We start from the raw sequence: 16,232 nt of genomic DNA, 5'->3' as shown, positions 1-16,232 counted from the left end.
TTCTTAACTTCACAAATTTGTGAAGACAGCGTACGTTCTGAAGCATGACGAAGGCAATCACCGTCTCCGGACTGCACAAGTCGTTCGGCAAGACGCATGCGCTCGACGGCCTCGACCTGGACGTCGAGACCGGCGAGGTCCACGGCTTCCTCGGCCCCAACGGCGCCGGCAAGTCCACCACGATCCGGGTCCTGCTGGGCCTGCTGCGCGCCGATTCCGGTGCCACCCAGGTGCTCGGCCGGGATCCGTGGGCCGACGCGGTCGAGCTGCACCGGCATCTCGCCTACGTCCCCGGCGACGTCGAGCTGTGGCCCAATCTCACCGGCGGCGAGGCCATCGACCTGCTCGCGCGGCTGCGCGGGGGCATCAACAAGCAGCGCCGGGCCGACCTCATCGAGCGCTTCGACCTGGACCCCACCAAGAAGGGCCGCGCCTACTCCAAGGGCAACCGGCAGAAGGTCGCCATCGTCGCCGCGCTCGCCTCCGACGCCGAGCTGCTGCTGCTCGACGAGCCGACCGCGGGCCTGGACCCGCTGATGGAGGTCGTCTTCCAGGACGTCATCGTCGAGGCCAAGGCCGCCGGCAAGACCGTGCTGCTCTCCAGCCACATCCTGGCCCAGGTGGAGAAGCTCGCCGACCGGGTGAGCATCATCCGGCTCGGGCGGATCGTGCAGTCCGGCACGCTCACCGAGATGCGCCACCTGACCCGTACGACGATCGAGGCCGAGACCGAGCGCCCGGCCGTGGGCCTGGACGCGCTGCCCGGCATCCACGACCTGCAGACCGTCGACGGCCGCGTCCGCTTCGCGGTCGACGGCGCCCGGGTCGACGGCGCCGTGCGCAAGCTCACCGAGTTCGGCATCCGCAGCCTGGTCAGCCACCCGCCGACGCTGGAGGAGCTGATGCTCCGCCACTACGGCGACGAGCTGGCCGCCAACGGGCACTCCGGCAACGGCAAGAGCAACGGAGCGGTGAAATGACCACCGCCGCCACCGCCAAGGCCCCGGCCCCCGCCGCCCCCGTCACCGGCGGCAACACCCTGGCCGGCACCCGCACCCTGATCCGCTTCGCGCTGCGCCGGGACCGCATCCGGCTCCCGGTGTGGATCCTGGCACTGTTCCTCGGCACCCTCTCCACGGCCCAGAACTACAAGCAGCTCTACGGCGACCCCAAGGACCGCGCGAACGTCGTCAAGACCATGGACAGCCCGGCCGGCCTGGCCATGTCGGGCCCCCGCCACTACCTCGACGACTACAACTTCGGCTCGATGCTGGGCCATCAGATGCTCGGCTTCATGGCCGTCCTGGTCGGCCTGATGAGCGTACTGATCATCACCCGGCACACCCGCGCCGAGGAGGAGACCGGCCGCGCCGAGCTGCTGCGCTCGACGGTCGTGGGCCGCCACGCCCAGCTCGCCGCCGCCCTGTCGGTAGCGGTCCTGGCCAACCTGGTCCTGGCCCTGCTGCTCGCCTTCGGACTGTCCGGCGCGGGTATCGAGGGCATCGACACCGCCGGGTCGCTGCTCTACGGCCTCGACCACGCGGCCGTCGGCATCTTCTTCGCCGCCGTCGCCGCGATCACCGTCCAGATCACCGCCCACACGCGCGGCGCGAGCGGCATGGCACTCGCGGTCATCGGCGTCGCGTACGTACTGCGCGCCGCCGGCGACAGCGGCTCCAGCGGCGCCCTGTCCTGGCTGTCCCCGATCGGCTGGGTGCAGCGGACGTACCCTTACGTCGACAACGACTGGTGGCCGCTACTGCTGTGCCTCGTGCTCGCGGTGGCCTGCGCGGCGACGGGCTTCGTGCTCTCCACCCGGCGGGACGTGGGCGCGGGGCTGCGCCCGGAGAAACTGGGCAGCCCGGCCGCCTCCGACGCGCTCACCACGCCGGTCGGCTTCGCGCTGCGGCTGCACCGCGGCATGCTGATCGGCTTCGGGGTGGGCCTGTTCGTGATGGGCGCGATGTACGGCTCGATCCTCGGGGACGCCGAGGACATGCTGAAGGACATCGACCAGATCCAGGAGGCCCTGGACCGCATCGGGGGCTCCAGCATCGCCGAGTCGTTCGCCTCGATGGTGATGGTCGTCATCACGGTCGTGGCGGCGGTGTACGTGGTGATGGCAGCCCTGCGCCCCCGCTCGGAGGAGACCGCGGGCCGCGCCGAGCCTCTGCTGTCCACCGGCCTCTCGCGCAGCCGCTGGGTCGGCAGCCACCTGGCCATGGCCATGGGCGGCGGCACGCTCGTCCTGCTGCTGGCCGGGCTCGGCTTCGGCATCTCGGGCGCGGCCTCGACCGGCGACGGCGGCCTGCTGCTGAAGCTGGTCGGCGCGGCCCTGGCCTACGCACCGGCCCTGTGGGTCACAGTCGGCGTGGCGGTCGTGCTCTTCGGCTGGTTCCCACGCGCGAGCGCGGCGGCCTGGATCGTCCCCGTGTACGCCTTCGTCGTCGGCTACCTCGGCCAGATCCTCCAGTTCCCGGACTGGATGAACAACCTCTCCCCCTTCGGCCACGTACCGCAGCTTCCCGCCGCGGACATGTCCTGGACCCCGATGCTGCTCCTGACCCTCGTCGCGGCGGGACTGGTGTGGCTGGGACTGGAGGGCTTCCGGCGCCGGGACCTGGAGACGAAGTAGGTCCGCAGCCCCTAAAGCTCGACCTCCAACCCTGACAGCCCTCGGATCACGAAGTTCGGCTTCCGCTCCGGCTCCGCCGCCAGGCGCAGTGCCGGAGCCTGCTTCAGCAGGGCCGTCATGGAGGCCGCCAGTTCGATGCGGGCCAGCGGGGCGCCGATGCAGTAGTGGATGCCGGCGCTGAAGGAGATGTGCGGGTTGTCCCTGCGGGTGAGGTCCAGGGCGGAGGGGGTGTCGAACACCGCCCGGTCGTGGTTGGCGGAGCCGAAGAGCATGGCGATCTCCGCGCCGCGCGGGATCGTCGTGCCGGCGATCTCGACCTCGTCCAGGACCCAGCGCTCGAAGAGCTGGAGCGGGGTGTCGTAGCGCATCAGCTCCTCGATCGCGGAGGGGATCAGGGAGTGGTCCGCGCGCAGGGCCGACAGCTGCTCGGGGTTGCGGAACAGGGCGTACCAGCCGTTGACCGTGGCGTTCACCGTGGCCTCGTGGCCGGCGTTGAGGAGGAGGACCGCCGTGGAGATCATCTCCTGTTCGGTGAGGCGGTCGTCGTCCTCGTCGTGCGCCGCGATCAGACCCGAGATCAGGTCGTCGCCCGGCTCCTTGCGGCGGGCCGCGATCAGCTCCCGCAGGTAGTCCGAGAACTCGACGGAGGCACGGACCGCCCTGGTCGCCGTCTCCTGCGACGGGTTCAGCTCGTACATCCCGCAGATGTCCGCCGACCAGGGCCGCAACTGCCCCCGGTCCGCCTCGGGGATGCCCAGCATCTCGGCGATCACCGCGACCGGCAGCGGCTCCGCGACATCCGTCAGCAGATCACCGCCGCCCGCCTCGACCAGCCCGGCCACCAGCTCGCCCGCCAGCCGCTGCACATACGGCTTCAGCCGCTCCACCGTGCGCGGCGTGAACGCCTTCGACACCAGCCGCCGGATCCGGGTGTGGTCCGGCGGCTCCAGGTCGAGCATCCCGTGGTCGTTGAGGACGTGGAACGGCTCGTGCTCCGGCGGCGGCGCGGTGCGGCCGAAGTCCTCGTGCGTGAAGCGGTGCTGGTACGTCCGGCCCAGGCGCCGGTCCCGCAGCAGCGCCGAGACGTCCGCGTGGTGCGGGACCAGCCACTGGTCGGTGGGCTCGTAGTAGTGCACCCGGCCCCGGGCGCGCAGTTCGGCGTAGGCGGGGTACGGGTCGGCCAGGAACGCCGGGTCCCACGGGTCGAAAGCGAGGTCGGAAGCAGCTGCCATGCACGGACGTTAGAACGCCGTCCCCCTCTCTGACCAGGGGGGCAGGGTGAGGGCCGGATGGGCCGGGCGCCCGGTCGCCGGTGGCAGGGCGGTGAGGCCGCGAAGCCTGGCGTTGCGTCTTTCCAGGGCTTCGGCGGTGGTGGGGAAGAGCGCCGCGTCGCCTCGGCCGACCTGTGCCTGGTTATGTTCGACGAATCCGCGGATGTCGCGCTCGTAGGCGGCGAAGGCCGCGGAGTGGTCGCGATGGGCGGCCAGCGAGCAGGCGAGCAGGTAGGCGCCGACGAGGGCGAGGCTGGACCCCTGCCCGGTCAGGAACGACGGGGCGTAGGCGGCATCGCCGACGAGCCCGACCCGGCCGCTGGACCAGTACGGCATGCGGACCTGGCTCACGCTGTCGAAGAACGGGTCGTCCGCGTGGCGCATGGCGGCGACCATGGCAGGGATCTCCCATCCGTCGTCGGCGAAGGTGGCGGCGACGAGGTCACGTTGCGCCTCGGGGTCGCGCAGGGCCTCGCGCGGTGGTTCGGGGTCGGCGAAGTTGAGGAACGCGTGCAGCTCTTCGCTGTCCCCGACCGCGTAGAGCGCGGCGGCCCTTCCGGGGGTGTTCCACATGAGTACTTCATGGGAGAGCCCGAAGGTGTTGGGCATGGGGAAGATGGCGAAGCGGTACCCCAGGTAACGGTGGAATCGGCGCTCGGGGCCGAATACCAGCTTCCGGGTGTGCGAGTGCAGTCCGTCCGCGCCCAGGACCAGGTCGAAGCCGCGCTGAAGGCCGCTGCGGAAGGTGACGTCGACGCCGTGCTCGTGTTCCGTGAGCGCATCGATGGAGTCCTCGAACACGAACTCCACCTCGTCACGGACGGCCCCGTACAGGACGTCCGTCAGCTCCCCGCGAGGCACCTCGACGTCATGTCCCTCGACCCCGCCGGCCACGGACTGTGGATGAACCACCGCCACCTGACTGCCATCGGCGTCGAGGAACGTCAGCCGGCGCGACCGGATGTGCGCCTTGTGGAGCTGCGGCAGGATTCCCATCCGGCGGGCCACCTCCACCGCGGTGCCCCGCACGTCGACCGGGTACCCGCCGCTCCGCGGTCCGGCGGACTTCTCCACCACCGTCACCGCGAAGCCGAAGCGGTGCAGCCAGAACGCCACGGCGGGACCGGCGATACTCGCGCCGGAAACCAGGACGGTGCCTTTCGACGCGGTCATCACACCGCCTCCCGCTCGAGGTCGGGCGACGGCGCATCGTGGCTGAGGCGGGTGCTTCGCACGAGCATGACGGCCAGCACCGCGGCGATCGCGAACGCGCCGGAGGCGACCGCGACATAGCCGTACACGCCCGTGGCCGAGTTCGTCGTCTCCCCGTCGACGACCACGGCGGTCGTCTTGAGCACGGCCGCGCCCACGAAGTCCATCACCACCGCCCCGATCGAGACCATGACCATGACCAGGCTGGACACGATGCCCTGCCGCTCGGGGGACGCCAGGCTCCCCGCCATGTTGAAGCCGGAGGTCCCGAGCGCCCCCACCGTGACGCCCAGCAGGAATCCGCAGCACAGCGCGGCGGCGAGCTGGGAGGCCCCGAGGAACATGCCCAGGGTCACCACCGTGCCGAGCATGATCGCCCCGGCCAGCGTCAAGGCCGGTCCGATGCGTGCGGCGAGCCATCCGGCCCCCGGGCCGCCGAGCGTGACGCCGACTCCCGGCGCCGCGAGCAGCAGTGCCACGGATCCCTGGTCGGCCAGTCCGTACCCGAGTCCCTGATCCGTCGAGACGTCACCGATGAGCGGGATGAGCTGAAGCATGCTCTGGTACGAACCGGCCGCGAGGAAGACGACGAGGAGCGTGAGCACCAAGGGCCCACCGAGGTTCCTGACGTCGATCAGGGGGTCGGGCTTGCGGCTGGAGACCAGGAACCACCTGGCCAGTGCGGCGACCCCGCCGGCGAGGAAAGCCAGCGGGACGGCGGCGAGCCAGCCGAGGTCCGAGCCCAGGCTGACGTAGCCGAGCACCCCGGCGAGACCTCCGCCGAGCAGGAGGGCACCGCCGACGTCGATCTTGCCCGGTGTCCTGGTCGGGGACTCGGGAAGGACGTGGTGCACACAGATCGCCATCACGGCCGCGACGACGGCCGACAGGAGGAACAGGATCTGGAAGCCGAACTCCACGGCCAGTTTCTCGACGAGGAAACGGGACGCGATGTTGAGCACCGCGGAGCCGGAGGTCACGATGCCCACGATGATCATCGCGATCCGGGGTGCGCAAATCCCTCGCACGATGGCGACGGAGAGAAACACGCTGGCCAGAGCCGCCCCTTGCAGCATGCGCCCCGGCACGAACAGCCAGATGCCGGGAGCCACCGCGCACAGGACGGCCCCCGCGCAGCTCAGGCATAACGTCAGCACCAGCACCTTGCGTTTGCCGTAGATGTCGGCGCTCTTTCCGAGCAGCGGCGCCCACAGCACTCCCGCGAGCATCGCGGTGGCGTTGAGCCACGCCGCCTGGTCGGTGTCGAAGTGGTCGAGCATCTCCGGGAGGACGACCAGTGGCGCGGTGATCGCCGAGTCGACCACGAAGTTCACCAGGGCCAGGACCGCCACCAGTCCGATGAGCCGCCCGTTCCATCTCGTGTGCAGTCCGGTGTCTGTGCTTCCGGTGCTCACACGCACCCCCCTTAAGATACGTTTCGGTTTCTTATTTGCGAGAGTAGAGTACGCCGATAAGAAACGTCAAAGTTTCTAATGAGGGTTGAAGGAGTGTTGTGGGAAGACGGCGCGGTGAAGCACTCGAGGCGGCGATCCTCGAAGCGGCCTGGGACGAGTTGAGCGAGCGGGGGTACACGAACCTGACCGTCGACTCCGTCGCCCGGCGGGCCGGCACCAGCAAACCGGTGCTCTACCGGCGCTGGGCGGACAAGCAGAAGCTGGTCGAGGCGGCGGTCGTACGCCGCAACGCCCTCCAGCAGGTCACCCCGGCCGACACCGGGTCCCTGCGCGGCGACCTGATCGCCGTCCTCACCGAGCTGAGTGAGAAGCAGACGCCGTTCCTCGTCCAGCTCAGCCTGCTGCTCACCGGCTACTTCGCCGAGACCGACACCAGCTTCGCCGAGCTGCGCGAGATGTTCCTCGCCGGGCGCCGCTCCGGACGCGACGAGATCATGGAGCGCGCCGTCGAGCGCGGCGAGATCGACCCGGCCAAGCTCACGCCACGGATCGCCTCACTCCCCTTCGACCTGCTCCGAGGCGAGACGATGATGACGCTGCGGCCGGTCCCGCGCGAGGCGATCGAGGAGATCGTCGACACGATCTTCCTGCCGCTGGTGCGGTAGCGCTCCGCTGGGAGGGCCGGGATGGGGTTGTTGGTTGTGTGCGGCGCCGTGGGGGCTGGTCGCGCAGTTCCCCGCGCCCCTTTAGGGCGTTGCCGTGCCGAAGTCCGGCAGGGTGACCGAGCCATCTTCGGCCAGAGGGAAAGCGGGGTTGTGGGCGATCTCCCACGCGTGGCCGTCGGGGTCGGTGAAGGCGCTGGAGTAGAAGCCGATCTCATTGACGGCCGCGGGCTTGGTGATCGTCGCGCCGGCCCGCTCCGCCGCCGTGAGGAGCGCGTCCACCTCCGCCTCGGAGCGGACGTTGTGGGCGAGGACGATCCCGCCGAACCCACCCGCCGTCCCGGGCTCCAGACCGCAGTCCCGCGCCAGCTTCTCCCGGCTCCACAGCACCAGCCCCAGACCGCCCGCCTGGAAGAAGACGGTCTCCTCGACCTCCTGCCCCCGCCAGCCCAGCGCCTCGTAGAAGGCCTTGGCACGGGCGAGATCGGAGACTCCCAGCGTGATCAACGTGATGCGCTGTTCCATCCCCTCACCGTAGCCCCGGTGCCTCAGCCCGGCGTGACCAACCGCGCCTCGTACGCGAACACCGCCGCCTGCGTACGGTCCCGCAGCCCCAGTTTCACCAGGATCCGGCTGACGTGGGTCTTGATCGTCGACTCGGCGACCACCAGCCGCTCGGCTATCTCCGAGTTCGACAGGCCCTGCGCGATCAGCACCAGCACCTCCGTCTCCCGCTCGGTCAGATCCCCGTACGCCGCGTGCGCGGACGGCATCAGGCGCGGGGAGTCGGACAGCTTGGAGAACTCCGTGATCAGCCGTCTGGTGACCGAGGGGGCGAGCAGCGCCTCGCCGGCCGCCACCACCCGCACCCCGTCGGCGAGCTGGCGCGCCGAGGCGTCCTTGAGCAGGAAGCCGGAGGCCCCCGCGCGCAGCGCCTGGTACACGTACTCGTCGAGATCGAAGGTGGTCAGCACCAGCACCTTGGCCGCGCCGTCCGCCGCGACGATCTCCCGGGTCGCCTCGATGCCGTTCAGCTCCGGCATGCGGATGTCCATCAGCACGACGTCCGGGGTGAGTTCACGGACCCGGTCCACCGCCTCACGGCCGTTGACCGCCTCGCCGACGACCTCGATGTCCGGCATCGCGTTCAGCAGGACCGAGAAGCCCTCACGCACCATCATCTGGTCGTCCGCGATCAGCACACGGATGGTCATGACGCGTCCTCAGTCGTCACCGCGACCGGCAGGAACACCGTCACCTCGTAGCCTCCGTCGTCCGTCGGGCCGGCCGTCATCTCGCCGTTCAGCATGGTGACCCGCTCCCGCATGCCGGTGATGCCGTGCCCGGCGCCCGGTGAGGGTTTCACCAGGCTCGGCGCGGGCGGCGGGCCGTTGACTATGCGCAGGCCCAGCCCGCCGAGGACGTACCCGATCTCCACCGCGGCACTCGCTCCCGGCGCGTGCCGCAGGCTGTTGCTCAGCGCCTCCTGCACGATCCGGTACGCCGACAGCTCCACGCCCTGCGGAAGGGCGCGCACCGCTCCGGTCACCGTCTTCTCGACGCTCAGTCCGGTGTCCCGCACATTCGCCAGCAGTCCGTCCAGGTCGGCGAGGGTGGGCTGCGGGGCGTCCGGGGCCTCGTAGTCCTCGGCGCGGACGACGCCCAGTACCCGGCGCAGCTCGGTCAGCGCCGCCACCGCGTTCTCCCGGATGGTGGCGAAGGCCCGCTCCAGCTCCGGCGGGGGGTTCTCCACCCGGTAGGGGGCGGCCTCCGCCTGGATCGCGACCACGGACATGTGGTGTGCCACCACGTCGTGCAGCTCACGGGCGATGTTGGTGCGCTCCTCCAGCCGGGTGCGCCGGGAGCGCTCGTGCGCGGTCACCGTCTGCTGGGCGGTCACCTCCTGGCGGGCCTCCCTGCGGGTGTGCCAGATGGCGACGACGAGGAGGATCAGCGCGGAGAACACCAGCATGGGGGCGGTGTCGTCGCCGTAGTAGTAAGACGGGCCGAGCATCACGTCCGCCACGAAGCCGTACACCGCGGTGAGTGCCCACATGTATCCCGCCGTGCGCGGTCGGGTGCGTATGGCCACGACCGTCAGCACGGTCAGATGGCAGGCGAAACTCGCGGGCAGCCACGGATAGCCGTCCATGGTGTCGCCGAAGACCTGGCTGACCGGGGCAGCCGCCATGGACAGCCAGAACGCGCCGATGGGCCGGAGCATGGTCAGCAGGACGGGGAACGCGGTGAGCGGGCCGATCAGTACGCCTGCGTCGTTGTCGACGGCCCCGATGAACAGCGTGATCACGGCGATCCCGGTGATCAGGGTGTGCGGTGTCCAGGCCGCGTACTCCCGCAGCCGGCCCGGCAGCCGCCGGGTCACCGGCCCGTCCACGCTCATGCGGGCCAGGGGGCGGTAGGCGAAGGCGTCGTGGAACAGGTCCTGCCGCAGCCCGCGCAGGGCGTTCGCGGCGAGCCGGAACTCCGGGCTGCGCGGCTTGGCCTCGTCCCTGGGCGGCGGGGTCGGCATCTGGGTCGTCTCGGTCACGTACAGAACGGTATGCGCCAGGGGAGGTCGCGGTCGTCCCCATGGAGAGGGGTTCCGGCGGGTCCATCTCAGGTACTACGGGTATCCCCGCTGGTCGGGCCCGGTCGGTGCCCCGACACATGCCCGGTCAGTACCCCGAGGGCCGCACCACCCCCGACTCGTACGCGAACACCGCCGCCTGCGTACGATCGCGCAGCCCCAGCTTCACCAGGATCCGGCCCACGTGCGTCTTCACCGTCTGCTCGGCCACGACGAGGCGCTCGGCGATCTCCGCGTTCGACAGGCCCTGAGCGATCAGGGCGAGGACCTCCGTCTCGCGCTCGGTCAGGTCCTCGACGCGCTTCTTCAGCGGGGCGCGGGGACGCTCCCTCAGCCGGGAGAACTCGGTGATCAGGCGGCGGGTGATGACGGGCGCGAGGAGCGCGTCGCCGGCCGCCACGACCCGTACCGCCTCCGCGAGCTGGTCGGCGGAGGCGTCCTTGAGGAGAAAGCCCGAGGCGCCCGCGCACAGCGCCTCGTAGACGTACTCGTCGAGGTCGAACGTCGTCAGCACCAGCACCTTGATGTGCGGTGCCGCGGCCGTGATGCGGCGGGTGGCCTCGATGCCGCCCAGCTCGGGCATGCGGATGTCCATCAGGACGACGTCAGGGACCAGCTCGGCGACCTTCGCGACCGCGTCCAGGCCGTCGACCGCCTGGCCGACCACGTCGATGTCGGGCTTGGTGTTGAGCAGCACGGAGAACCCCTGCCGGACCATCTGCTGGTCGTCGGCGATGACTACGCGGATCGGGCTGCTCGTCATGGGGTCGGTTCTCCTGTCGGGGGGTGGGAAGGTGCCGGGGTGTCGCCCCGCGGGAGGAAGGCCGAGACCGCGAACCCGCCGTGCTGGGTGGGGGCCGCGGTGAGGTGGCCGCCGAGCATGGCCGCGCGCTCCCGCATGCCGAGCAGGCCGTGCCCCGCGCCCGGGCCGGCCGGGGCGGGGTGCTGCGGGCGGGAGTTGACGACGCCCAGATGCAGGCCGCGGAAGTCGTGGGAGACCTCGACCCGCACCTGCGAGCCCGGCGCGTGCCGCAGGGCGTTGCTGAGCGCCTCCTGGATGATCCGGTACGCCGACAGCTCCACGCCCGTGGGGTACGGCGGGGCTTCGCCCCTGATGTCGGTGACGACGTCCAGTCCGGCGGCACGGGTGTTCTCGATGAGGGCGTCCAGCCGGTCCAGCACGGGCTGGGGGGCGTCGGGAGCGGCTCCGGTGCCGGGACCGCCGAGGCCGTAGGGGTCTTCCGCACCCTCCGGTGTCTCGGAGCGCAGGACGCCCAGCACACGGCGCAGTTCGGTGAGGGCGTCCAGCGCGTTCTGCCGGATGCCCGCGAGGTTCTCCCGCAGCTCCTCGGAGGGGTTCTCCACCAGGTGCGGGGCCACCTGGGCCTGGATGGAGATCACCGACATGTGGTGGGCGACCACGTCGTGCAGCTCGCGGGCGATGCGGCTGCGCTCCTCCAGCACGGTGCGCCGGGCCCGCTCCTCGGCGGTGAGTGTCTCCTGCTCGACGAGTTGGGTACGGGCCTCCCTGCGGCCGCGCAGCGCGGTGCCGACGAGGACGGCGACGGCGAAGACGGCGACCGCCGTCACTCCCGTCGACGAGTACTGCCCCCCACCGATGATCCCCTGCACGACGAACGTCGCCACGCCGGTCGCCGCCAGAGCGACGAGCGCCGTGCGCGTCGTCGGTCTCAGGGCGAGCAGAAGGAAGATGGCGGCATGGGCGAGGATCTCCGATGTGCTCCAAGGCCAGTTGGGGCCCGGTTGGCGGGTCGGAAGCATCCCGCGGACGGCCAGGGCCGTGACGACCGCGCCGCCCAGTGACAGGGCCCAGGCGAGACCGGGCCGGCGCAGGGCGAGGACGACCGCCACGCCCTGGACGCCGCCGGCCAACAGGCCCTGAGCGACGCCGAGTCCGTAGTCGTCGCTCATGTCGGTGCCGCCGGCCAGGAAGACGCCGAGAGCGAGATAGCAGGTCAGCAGGATCGTCAGCCAGCGCAGCCAGCGGTACCGGGACAGGTGCGGGAAGGTGGGGGAGGGGGATGCGCCGAGGGCCCTGCGAAGACGGTGGCGGGGCTTGGAGGCGGGTTCGTCGCCGGGTGCGGGCGACCCCTGCGGGGGCCGGGCGCTCTCGGCGACTGCGGGAACAACGCGCCTCTCCTCGGACTTGGGGCCGCACTCCTCGCCGTTCACGCGGTCAACCCTAGACATGGCGGTGTGCCTTCGCTTCCGTACCGCGAGCGGCCGGGCGGGAACGGATCACCCGGGACGCACGGCCGGTCGGGCGGCGCGGGCCCTGTTCATACCCGCGGAACGCCGTCCAGCACACCGCCAGGGCCAGCGTGAACACCGGGAGCCAGAGCACCCGGGCCGCCACCCAGCCGAGGTCGTCGGGGACCGTGTGCAGGCCGGGGAGGTGGCCCGCCGTCAGGGCCGTGGCCGTGGTGGCCATCAGGGCCGTCTGGTGCCAGAGGAAGATCGTCATCGCGGAGAGGTTGAGCACGGCCACCGCCGCCCAGGCCAGGGGGCGGCGCATCACGCGGCGCAGCGGTGCGCGCAGCAGCAGCGCCAGGCCGCACTGCGCCAGCCCGAAGGTGACCGCGGCCAGCGTCGGCGGGTTGAGGTTGGAGACACCGGCACCGGGCACGCCGACCATGGACGCCGGATAGCCCGCCCAGGCGACGAGCGCCGCCGTCGTCACCGCGCCGCCGCTCAGCAGGATCCAGCCCTCCCCCACTCTCGAATTCGCTCGAGCGGGGGGACCCCCATGCCGGCGCTCCAGCTCGCCCCGGGTCCAGGCCGCGCCCAGGGTGAACGGCACCAGCCAGCCCGCCGCCAGGTTCACCCAGCCGAGCCAGTCCGGGCCGCCCAGGCCGAAGCGGATGAGGTCCACATGGAGGACGACGGCCAGGGGCCACAGCGGGTTGAGGCGCAGCAACAGCGGTGTCGCCGCCGTCAGCGCGGCGAAGACCAGGAGGAACCACAGCGGGGACAGCGCCAGTTTGCACAGGGTGTGGACGGTGTCGACGTCCGTGCCCGACAGGAGCAGCAGCGCCGACGCCACCGTCCACAGGACGAGGACCGCCGCCACCGGTTTGAACAGCCGGGACAGCCGGGACCTCAGCCACTGCCCGTACGTCGTGCCGCGCTCCCGCGCCGAGGTGTAGCCGCGGGTGGCCACATGCCCGCCGACCAGGAAGAACACGGCGAGGGTCTGGAAGACCCAGGAGATCGGGGCCAGCCAGGGCAGGTGGTGGAGCGGGCTCGCGGTGCGCAGGCCCGCCCCTGCGCCGTCCGCCACCAGGGCCGTCACCAGCCAGTGGCCCAGGACGACGCCGAGGATGGCGAAGGCCCGCAGGGCGTCGACCGCCCGGTCACGGTCGGCGGGGGTGGCGGCATCGACCTGGGCGGCGCCCCGGTGTACGCCCTTCCAGGCGCCACTCAGGCGCGCTGTCGCCGTCGACTCAGCCATGGGTCACCTCCGAGGTCTCGCCCAGGACGATGCGGGTCAGGTTCGCCAGGGACGTCGACCCTGGCCTGAAGTAGTCGCTGTGGCCGCCGTCGCCCGCCGCGAAGACACGGGCGCCGAACGACGGGGAGATCGGGTCGGTGCCGAAGCCGACGGTCGTGCCGAGCAGGTCGACGCTGACGTGCGGCACCTCCGCGACCCAGTCGTCACCGCCGCGAGCCGCCCAGACGCGGGCCGGGGTGTGCAGGGCCGCGGCGGTGTCCGCGCCGGTGCCAGGGCTGCCGACCAGGGCGATGTCGTCCACGTCCAGGTGGGAGGCGGCACGGCCGCACACCACCGAGCCGTAGGAGTGGCACAGCAGCGAGAGGCGGGCCTCCTGACCGGTGACGGCGCGCAACCGCCGTATGAACTCCCGCAGTTTCGGGGCCGCCTGTTCGGCTCGGCCCGTCGTCGTGACCGTGGTGCTGACCGTGCCCGGGGTCTCGTAGCCGAGCCAGGCCACCACGGCGGTGCCGGTGCCTTGCGGGACCTCGCTGGTCAGCCGCTCGTACAGGGCGCGGGCGGCGTCGCGGAAACGGTCATAGGTGTCGATGGACGTGTCGGAGCCCGGTACCAGGACCGCGATGCGGTCGGCGTGGGCCAGGTCGCCGAAGACCTCTGTCGCGAGGCCGGCACCGCGGCCGTCGAAGGTGAGGAACTGGCGGGACGCGTCGGCCATCTCACGATCGGCGGCGGCGCGGTCCCGGTTGCCGTGGGCCGCGGCCATGCGGGCCGCCTCGGCGGCGTTGGCACGGTTGGCCGCGTAAGCCTTGTCCAGCGTCGTCGCCGTCACGGGTGCGAGGGCGGCGGGGGCCGGGGCCGGTATCTCCGGGCGGGCGGCACCGGACAGGGGGACGACCACGGCGGCGGTGATCAGCGCGGCGAGGAGGGCTCGGCGCCGACGGTGGGTACGGCGGGGCTTCCCGTACTCGCCGGTCCGGTGCCCCGCCCCGGCCTCGGCGGTCCCTGTCGTACGCCCCGTACGCCCCATGGTCGTCTTCCCTTCCAGTCCGCCCGGCCATCGGGCTTGTCTGGAGGGGAAATTACGGATCCGGACTCGTCGTCCGCGTCACACCAGGGAACTCACCTGCGACGTAGCTCTCAGGTACTACGGGTATGAAGGGTCACCCCGAGGAACCCCGAGAACCCCCGAGGAACCCCGAGGAACCCCGAGGAAGATGAAGCGGTCACCACGCCAACTGCGCGATCTCCTCCACCACCACCGCACACGCATCCGCCGCAGGATCGATCAGCGGAAAGTGGCCTACGTCCTCCAGCAGCGTCAGACCGACCACCTCCCCCGCCTTCGCCGCCGCGTCCGCGTACGACTCGGCGACCGCCGGCGGGACCACGATGTCGGTGCGGCCCTGGACGAGCGTGGTCGCGATGCCCGTCGGGAGCAGGAACGCGGGGTCGGCGTACGGCTGGCGCTCGGCGAACTCCGCGTCGCCGCCGAGGAGTTGCCGCGCCGCGCCGGAGCAGACATCCAGCTTGTCGGCGACCGTGAAGTCGGCGATCGGGGCGAGGGCGACCACACCGCGCAGGGGCGCGGGCCGGTCGATGCGCCAGGGCGCGTCCGCCGGGAGGACATGGCGGGCCGCCGCCCAGAGCGCCAGATGGCCGCCCGCGGAGTGGCCGGTGAGCACCGTCCGGCGCGGATCGGCCTGCGGAAGAGCCTCCCGTACGAGCGCGGGCAGCGCGTCCAGGGCCGCGGCGACATCGTCGAAGGTCTCCGGCCAGCGCCCGGCGACCGGACCGCCCCCACCCGGCCCCGCGGCCTCCGGACCGCCGCCCGGACCCGCCGCCCCCGAAGCACCGCCGTCGCCCGCCCCCCGCCGGTACTCCACATTGGCCACGGCGAACCCCCGCCGCGCGAGGAACTGCGCAAACGGCGTGACATGCCGGCGGTCGTAAGGGGCCCGCCACGCCCCGCCGTGCAGGACGACGACCAGCGGGGCCGGCACGCCGCTCGCCGCGGTCTCCCCGCGGGGTACGTAGAAGTCGATCACCTGGTCGGGGTGGTCGCCGTAGGACGCGATGGCGTCGGGATCGACGGGCGGGTGCGAGAAGGCCGACTGCTCCTCGGCGGCGTCCCGGGCAGCTACGGCGTCGTCCGGCATGCTCCAACCTCTCAGCGACGAAACGGATTTGGACGAGAACAATGGGCGGACCAGGTGGGAATCGGCCGTTGGCGGGGACGGTACCAGGCCCGTTACATGCGCCGACACGCGGATGTCACGCTCGGTGAGGGGTAAACGGTTCTGCCGTTTCGTTACGCTGGCCCCGGAGATCGCACCGCACCTCGCCGTGCACCAAGGAGGCCGATATGTCCGCCGAACCCGGCACCGTACGTCCCGGAGGGCGTACCGCGCGTGTTCGTACGGCCGTGCTGCGGGCGGCCGGAGACGTGCTGGCGGAGCAGGGTTTCGCCGGCCTCGACCTCGCCGACGTCGCCCGCCGCGCGGAGGTCGGCAAGACGACCGTGTACCGGCGGTGGGGCTCGGTGACGGGGCTGGTGGCCGATCTGCTCGCCGACATGGCCGAGCAGTCGCTGCCGCGCGAGGAGACCGGGTCGGTGCTGGACGACCTGCGCGCCAACGCGGCGCTGGTGCGGCGGACGCTGGCCGACCCCCGGCAGGGTGCGCTGTTCCGCGCCGTGATCGCCGCGGCGACCTGCGACGAACGTACGGCGCAGGCGCTGCGGCGGTTCTACGAGGTGCGGGTGGCCGAGTGGGCGCCGTGCGTGGAACAGGGCGTCGCCAGAGGGGAGTTGCCCACCGGGACGGACGCGGAGGCGGTCGTACGGGCGGTGTCGGCGCCCTTGTACTACCAGTTGCTGACGACCGGGGTGGTTCCCGACGCCCCCGCCGCGGAGCGCGCCGCGCGGGCCGCGCATGCGGCTGCCGTGGCGGGGGTGTACGTACGTCAACGCCCGGGCTAAG

General features: G+C 71.6%; 15 protein-coding genes. 4 read left to right on the top strand and 11 right to left on the bottom strand.

Translation table 11 applies throughout. The annotated features are described in order from the left end of the window. The first annotated feature begins 44 nt into the window (after nt 1–44). Together ACP4J3_RS25195 and ACP4J3_RS25190 are read left to right on the top strand one after the other, a co-directional pair. Complete coding sequence (locus tag ACP4J3_RS25195) at nt 45–980, top strand: ATP-binding cassette domain-containing protein (RefSeq protein ID WP_426538139.1); 936 nt, start codon at nt 45–47, stop codon at nt 978–980. Continuing rightward, nucleotides 977–2,635: an ABC transporter permease gene (locus ACP4J3_RS25190; protein ID WP_426538137.1), complete on the top strand. Its 1,659-nt coding sequence runs from the start codon at nt 977–979 to the stop codon at nt 2,633–2,635. The genes ACP4J3_RS25195 and ACP4J3_RS25190 overlap by 4 nt, the downstream gene beginning before the upstream one ends. 11 nt (nt 2,636–2,646) lie before the next feature. Here the strand turns inward: ACP4J3_RS25190 and ACP4J3_RS25185 are convergent, their stop codons facing one another. Genes ACP4J3_RS25185 through ACP4J3_RS25175 form a run of 3 tightly spaced genes read right to left on the bottom strand, consistent with a single transcriptional unit; the run spans nt 2,647 to nt 6,533 of the window. Then, nucleotides 2,647–3,867 carry a cytochrome P450 gene (locus tag ACP4J3_RS25185; protein ID WP_426538135.1) on the bottom strand — a complete coding sequence of 407 codons (1,221 nt, stop codon included), beginning with the start codon at nt 3,865–3,867 and terminating at the stop codon, nt 2,647–2,649. A 9-nt stretch (nt 3,868–3,876) separates the two neighbouring features. After that, on the bottom strand, nt 3,877–5,079 hold the full coding sequence (locus tag ACP4J3_RS25180) for an FAD-dependent monooxygenase (protein WP_426538133.1): 1,203 nt from the start codon (nt 5,077–5,079) through the stop codon (nt 3,877–3,879). Next, nucleotides 5,079–6,533, bottom strand: coding sequence for an MFS transporter (locus tag ACP4J3_RS25175; protein WP_426538131.1), 1,455 nt, complete (start codon nt 6,531–6,533; stop codon nt 5,079–5,081). Before ACP4J3_RS25175 ends, ACP4J3_RS25180 begins: the two co-directional genes overlap by 1 nt. A 98-nt stretch (nt 6,534–6,631) precedes the next feature. Between ACP4J3_RS25175 and ACP4J3_RS25170 the strand changes: the two genes are divergently transcribed. Further along, on the top strand, nt 6,632–7,198 hold the full coding sequence (locus ACP4J3_RS25170) for a TetR/AcrR family transcriptional regulator (RefSeq protein WP_426538129.1): 567 nt from the start codon (nt 6,632–6,634) through the stop codon (nt 7,196–7,198). 81 nt (nt 7,199–7,279) lie between these two features. On the opposite strand, the gene ACP4J3_RS25165 is transcribed toward ACP4J3_RS25170, so the two are convergent. The 8 genes from ACP4J3_RS25165 to ACP4J3_RS25130 form a co-directional block, all read right to left on the bottom strand. Beyond that, on the bottom strand, nt 7,280–7,720 hold the full coding sequence (locus tag ACP4J3_RS25165) for a VOC family protein (protein WP_426538127.1): 441 nt from the start codon (nt 7,718–7,720) through the stop codon (nt 7,280–7,282). A gap of 23 nt (nt 7,721–7,743) precedes the next feature. After that, nucleotides 7,744–8,409: a response regulator gene (locus tag ACP4J3_RS25160; protein ID WP_194043133.1), complete on the bottom strand. Its 666-nt coding sequence runs from the start codon at nt 8,407–8,409 to the stop codon at nt 7,744–7,746. Further along, the gene (locus ACP4J3_RS25155) at nt 8,406–9,743 is read right to left on the bottom strand and encodes a sensor histidine kinase (RefSeq protein ID WP_426538125.1); all 1,338 of its coding nucleotides are present in this window, start codon (nt 9,741–9,743) and stop codon (nt 8,406–8,408) included. Before ACP4J3_RS25155 ends, ACP4J3_RS25160 begins: the two co-directional genes overlap by 4 nt. Before the next feature lie 127 nt (nt 9,744–9,870). After that, nucleotides 9,871–10,545 (bottom strand): response regulator, encoded by a 675-nt coding sequence (locus ACP4J3_RS25150; protein ID WP_426538123.1) that lies wholly within the window; start codon nt 10,543–10,545, stop codon nt 9,871–9,873. Then, entirely contained in the window at nt 10,542–11,801 is a 1,260-nt protein-coding gene (locus ACP4J3_RS25145) for a sensor histidine kinase (protein WP_426538298.1), read from the bottom strand. Before ACP4J3_RS25145 ends, ACP4J3_RS25150 begins: the two co-directional genes overlap by 4 nt. Nucleotides 11,802–11,985: 184 nt before the next feature. Beyond that, the gene (locus ACP4J3_RS25140; protein ID WP_426538121.1) at nt 11,986–13,254 is read right to left on the bottom strand and encodes an acyltransferase family protein; all 1,269 of its coding nucleotides are present in this window, start codon (nt 13,252–13,254) and stop codon (nt 11,986–11,988) included. Next, nucleotides 13,247–14,281 carry an alpha/beta hydrolase gene (locus tag ACP4J3_RS25135; protein WP_426538119.1) on the bottom strand — a complete coding sequence of 345 codons (1,035 nt, stop codon included), beginning with the start codon at nt 14,279–14,281 and terminating at the stop codon, nt 13,247–13,249. The genes ACP4J3_RS25140 and ACP4J3_RS25135 overlap by 8 nt, the downstream gene beginning before the upstream one ends. 196 nt (nt 14,282–14,477) lie before the next feature. Beyond that, nucleotides 14,478–15,410 carry an alpha/beta hydrolase family protein gene (locus tag ACP4J3_RS25130; RefSeq protein WP_426538117.1) on the bottom strand — a complete coding sequence of 311 codons (933 nt, stop codon included), beginning with the start codon at nt 15,408–15,410 and terminating at the stop codon, nt 14,478–14,480. 206 nt (nt 15,411–15,616) lie between these two features. Between ACP4J3_RS25130 and ACP4J3_RS25125 the strand changes: the two genes are divergently transcribed. After that, nucleotides 15,617–16,231 (top strand): TetR/AcrR family transcriptional regulator, encoded by a 615-nt coding sequence (locus tag ACP4J3_RS25125; RefSeq protein ID WP_426538115.1) that lies wholly within the window; start codon nt 15,617–15,619, stop codon nt 16,229–16,231. Nucleotide 16,232 lies beyond the last annotated feature (1 nt).

Origin of the sequence: Streptomyces sp. UG1 (assembly GCF_049974585.1) — a bacterium.
In the GTDB taxonomy this organism is placed as follows: domain Bacteria; phylum Actinomycetota; class Actinomycetes; order Streptomycetales; family Streptomycetaceae; genus Streptomyces.
Note: the sequence above shows the minus strand (reverse complement) of the source record. Positions and strands in the feature narration are given on the sequence as shown.

What these genes read in the sequence shown, in the direction of transcription:
- ACP4J3_RS25135 (WP_426538119.1), bottom strand. Translation starts at nt 14,281, where the DNA reads ATGGGGCGTACGGGGCGTACGACAGGGACCGCCGAGGCCGGGGCGGGG.
- ACP4J3_RS25165 (WP_426538127.1), bottom strand. Translation starts at nt 7,720, where the DNA reads ATGGAACAGCGCATCACGTTGATCACGCTGGGAGTCTCCGATCTCGCC.
- ACP4J3_RS25180 (WP_426538133.1), bottom strand. Translation starts at nt 5,079, where the DNA reads ATGACCGCGTCGAAAGGCACCGTCCTGGTTTCCGGCGCGAGTATCGCC.
- ACP4J3_RS25140 (WP_426538121.1), bottom strand. Translation starts at nt 13,254, where the DNA reads ATGGCTGAGTCGACGGCGACAGCGCGCCTGAGTGGCGCCTGGAAGGGC.
- ACP4J3_RS25150 (WP_426538123.1), bottom strand. Translation starts at nt 10,545, where the DNA reads ATGACGAGCAGCCCGATCCGCGTAGTCATCGCCGACGACCAGCAGATG.
- ACP4J3_RS25160 (WP_194043133.1), bottom strand. Translation starts at nt 8,409, where the DNA reads ATGACCATCCGTGTGCTGATCGCGGACGACCAGATGATGGTGCGTGAG.
- ACP4J3_RS25195 (WP_426538139.1), top strand. Translation starts at nt 45, where the DNA reads ATGACGAAGGCAATCACCGTCTCCGGACTGCACAAGTCGTTCGGCAAG.
- ACP4J3_RS25130 (WP_426538117.1), bottom strand. Translation starts at nt 15,410, where the DNA reads ATGCCGGACGACGCCGTAGCTGCCCGGGACGCCGCCGAGGAGCAGTCG.
- ACP4J3_RS25185 (WP_426538135.1), bottom strand. Translation starts at nt 3,867, where the DNA reads ATGGCAGCTGCTTCCGACCTCGCTTTCGACCCGTGGGACCCGGCGTTC.
- ACP4J3_RS25125 (WP_426538115.1), top strand. Translation starts at nt 15,617, where the DNA reads ATGTCCGCCGAACCCGGCACCGTACGTCCCGGAGGGCGTACCGCGCGT.
- ACP4J3_RS25190 (WP_426538137.1), top strand. Translation starts at nt 977, where the DNA reads ATGACCACCGCCGCCACCGCCAAGGCCCCGGCCCCCGCCGCCCCCGTC.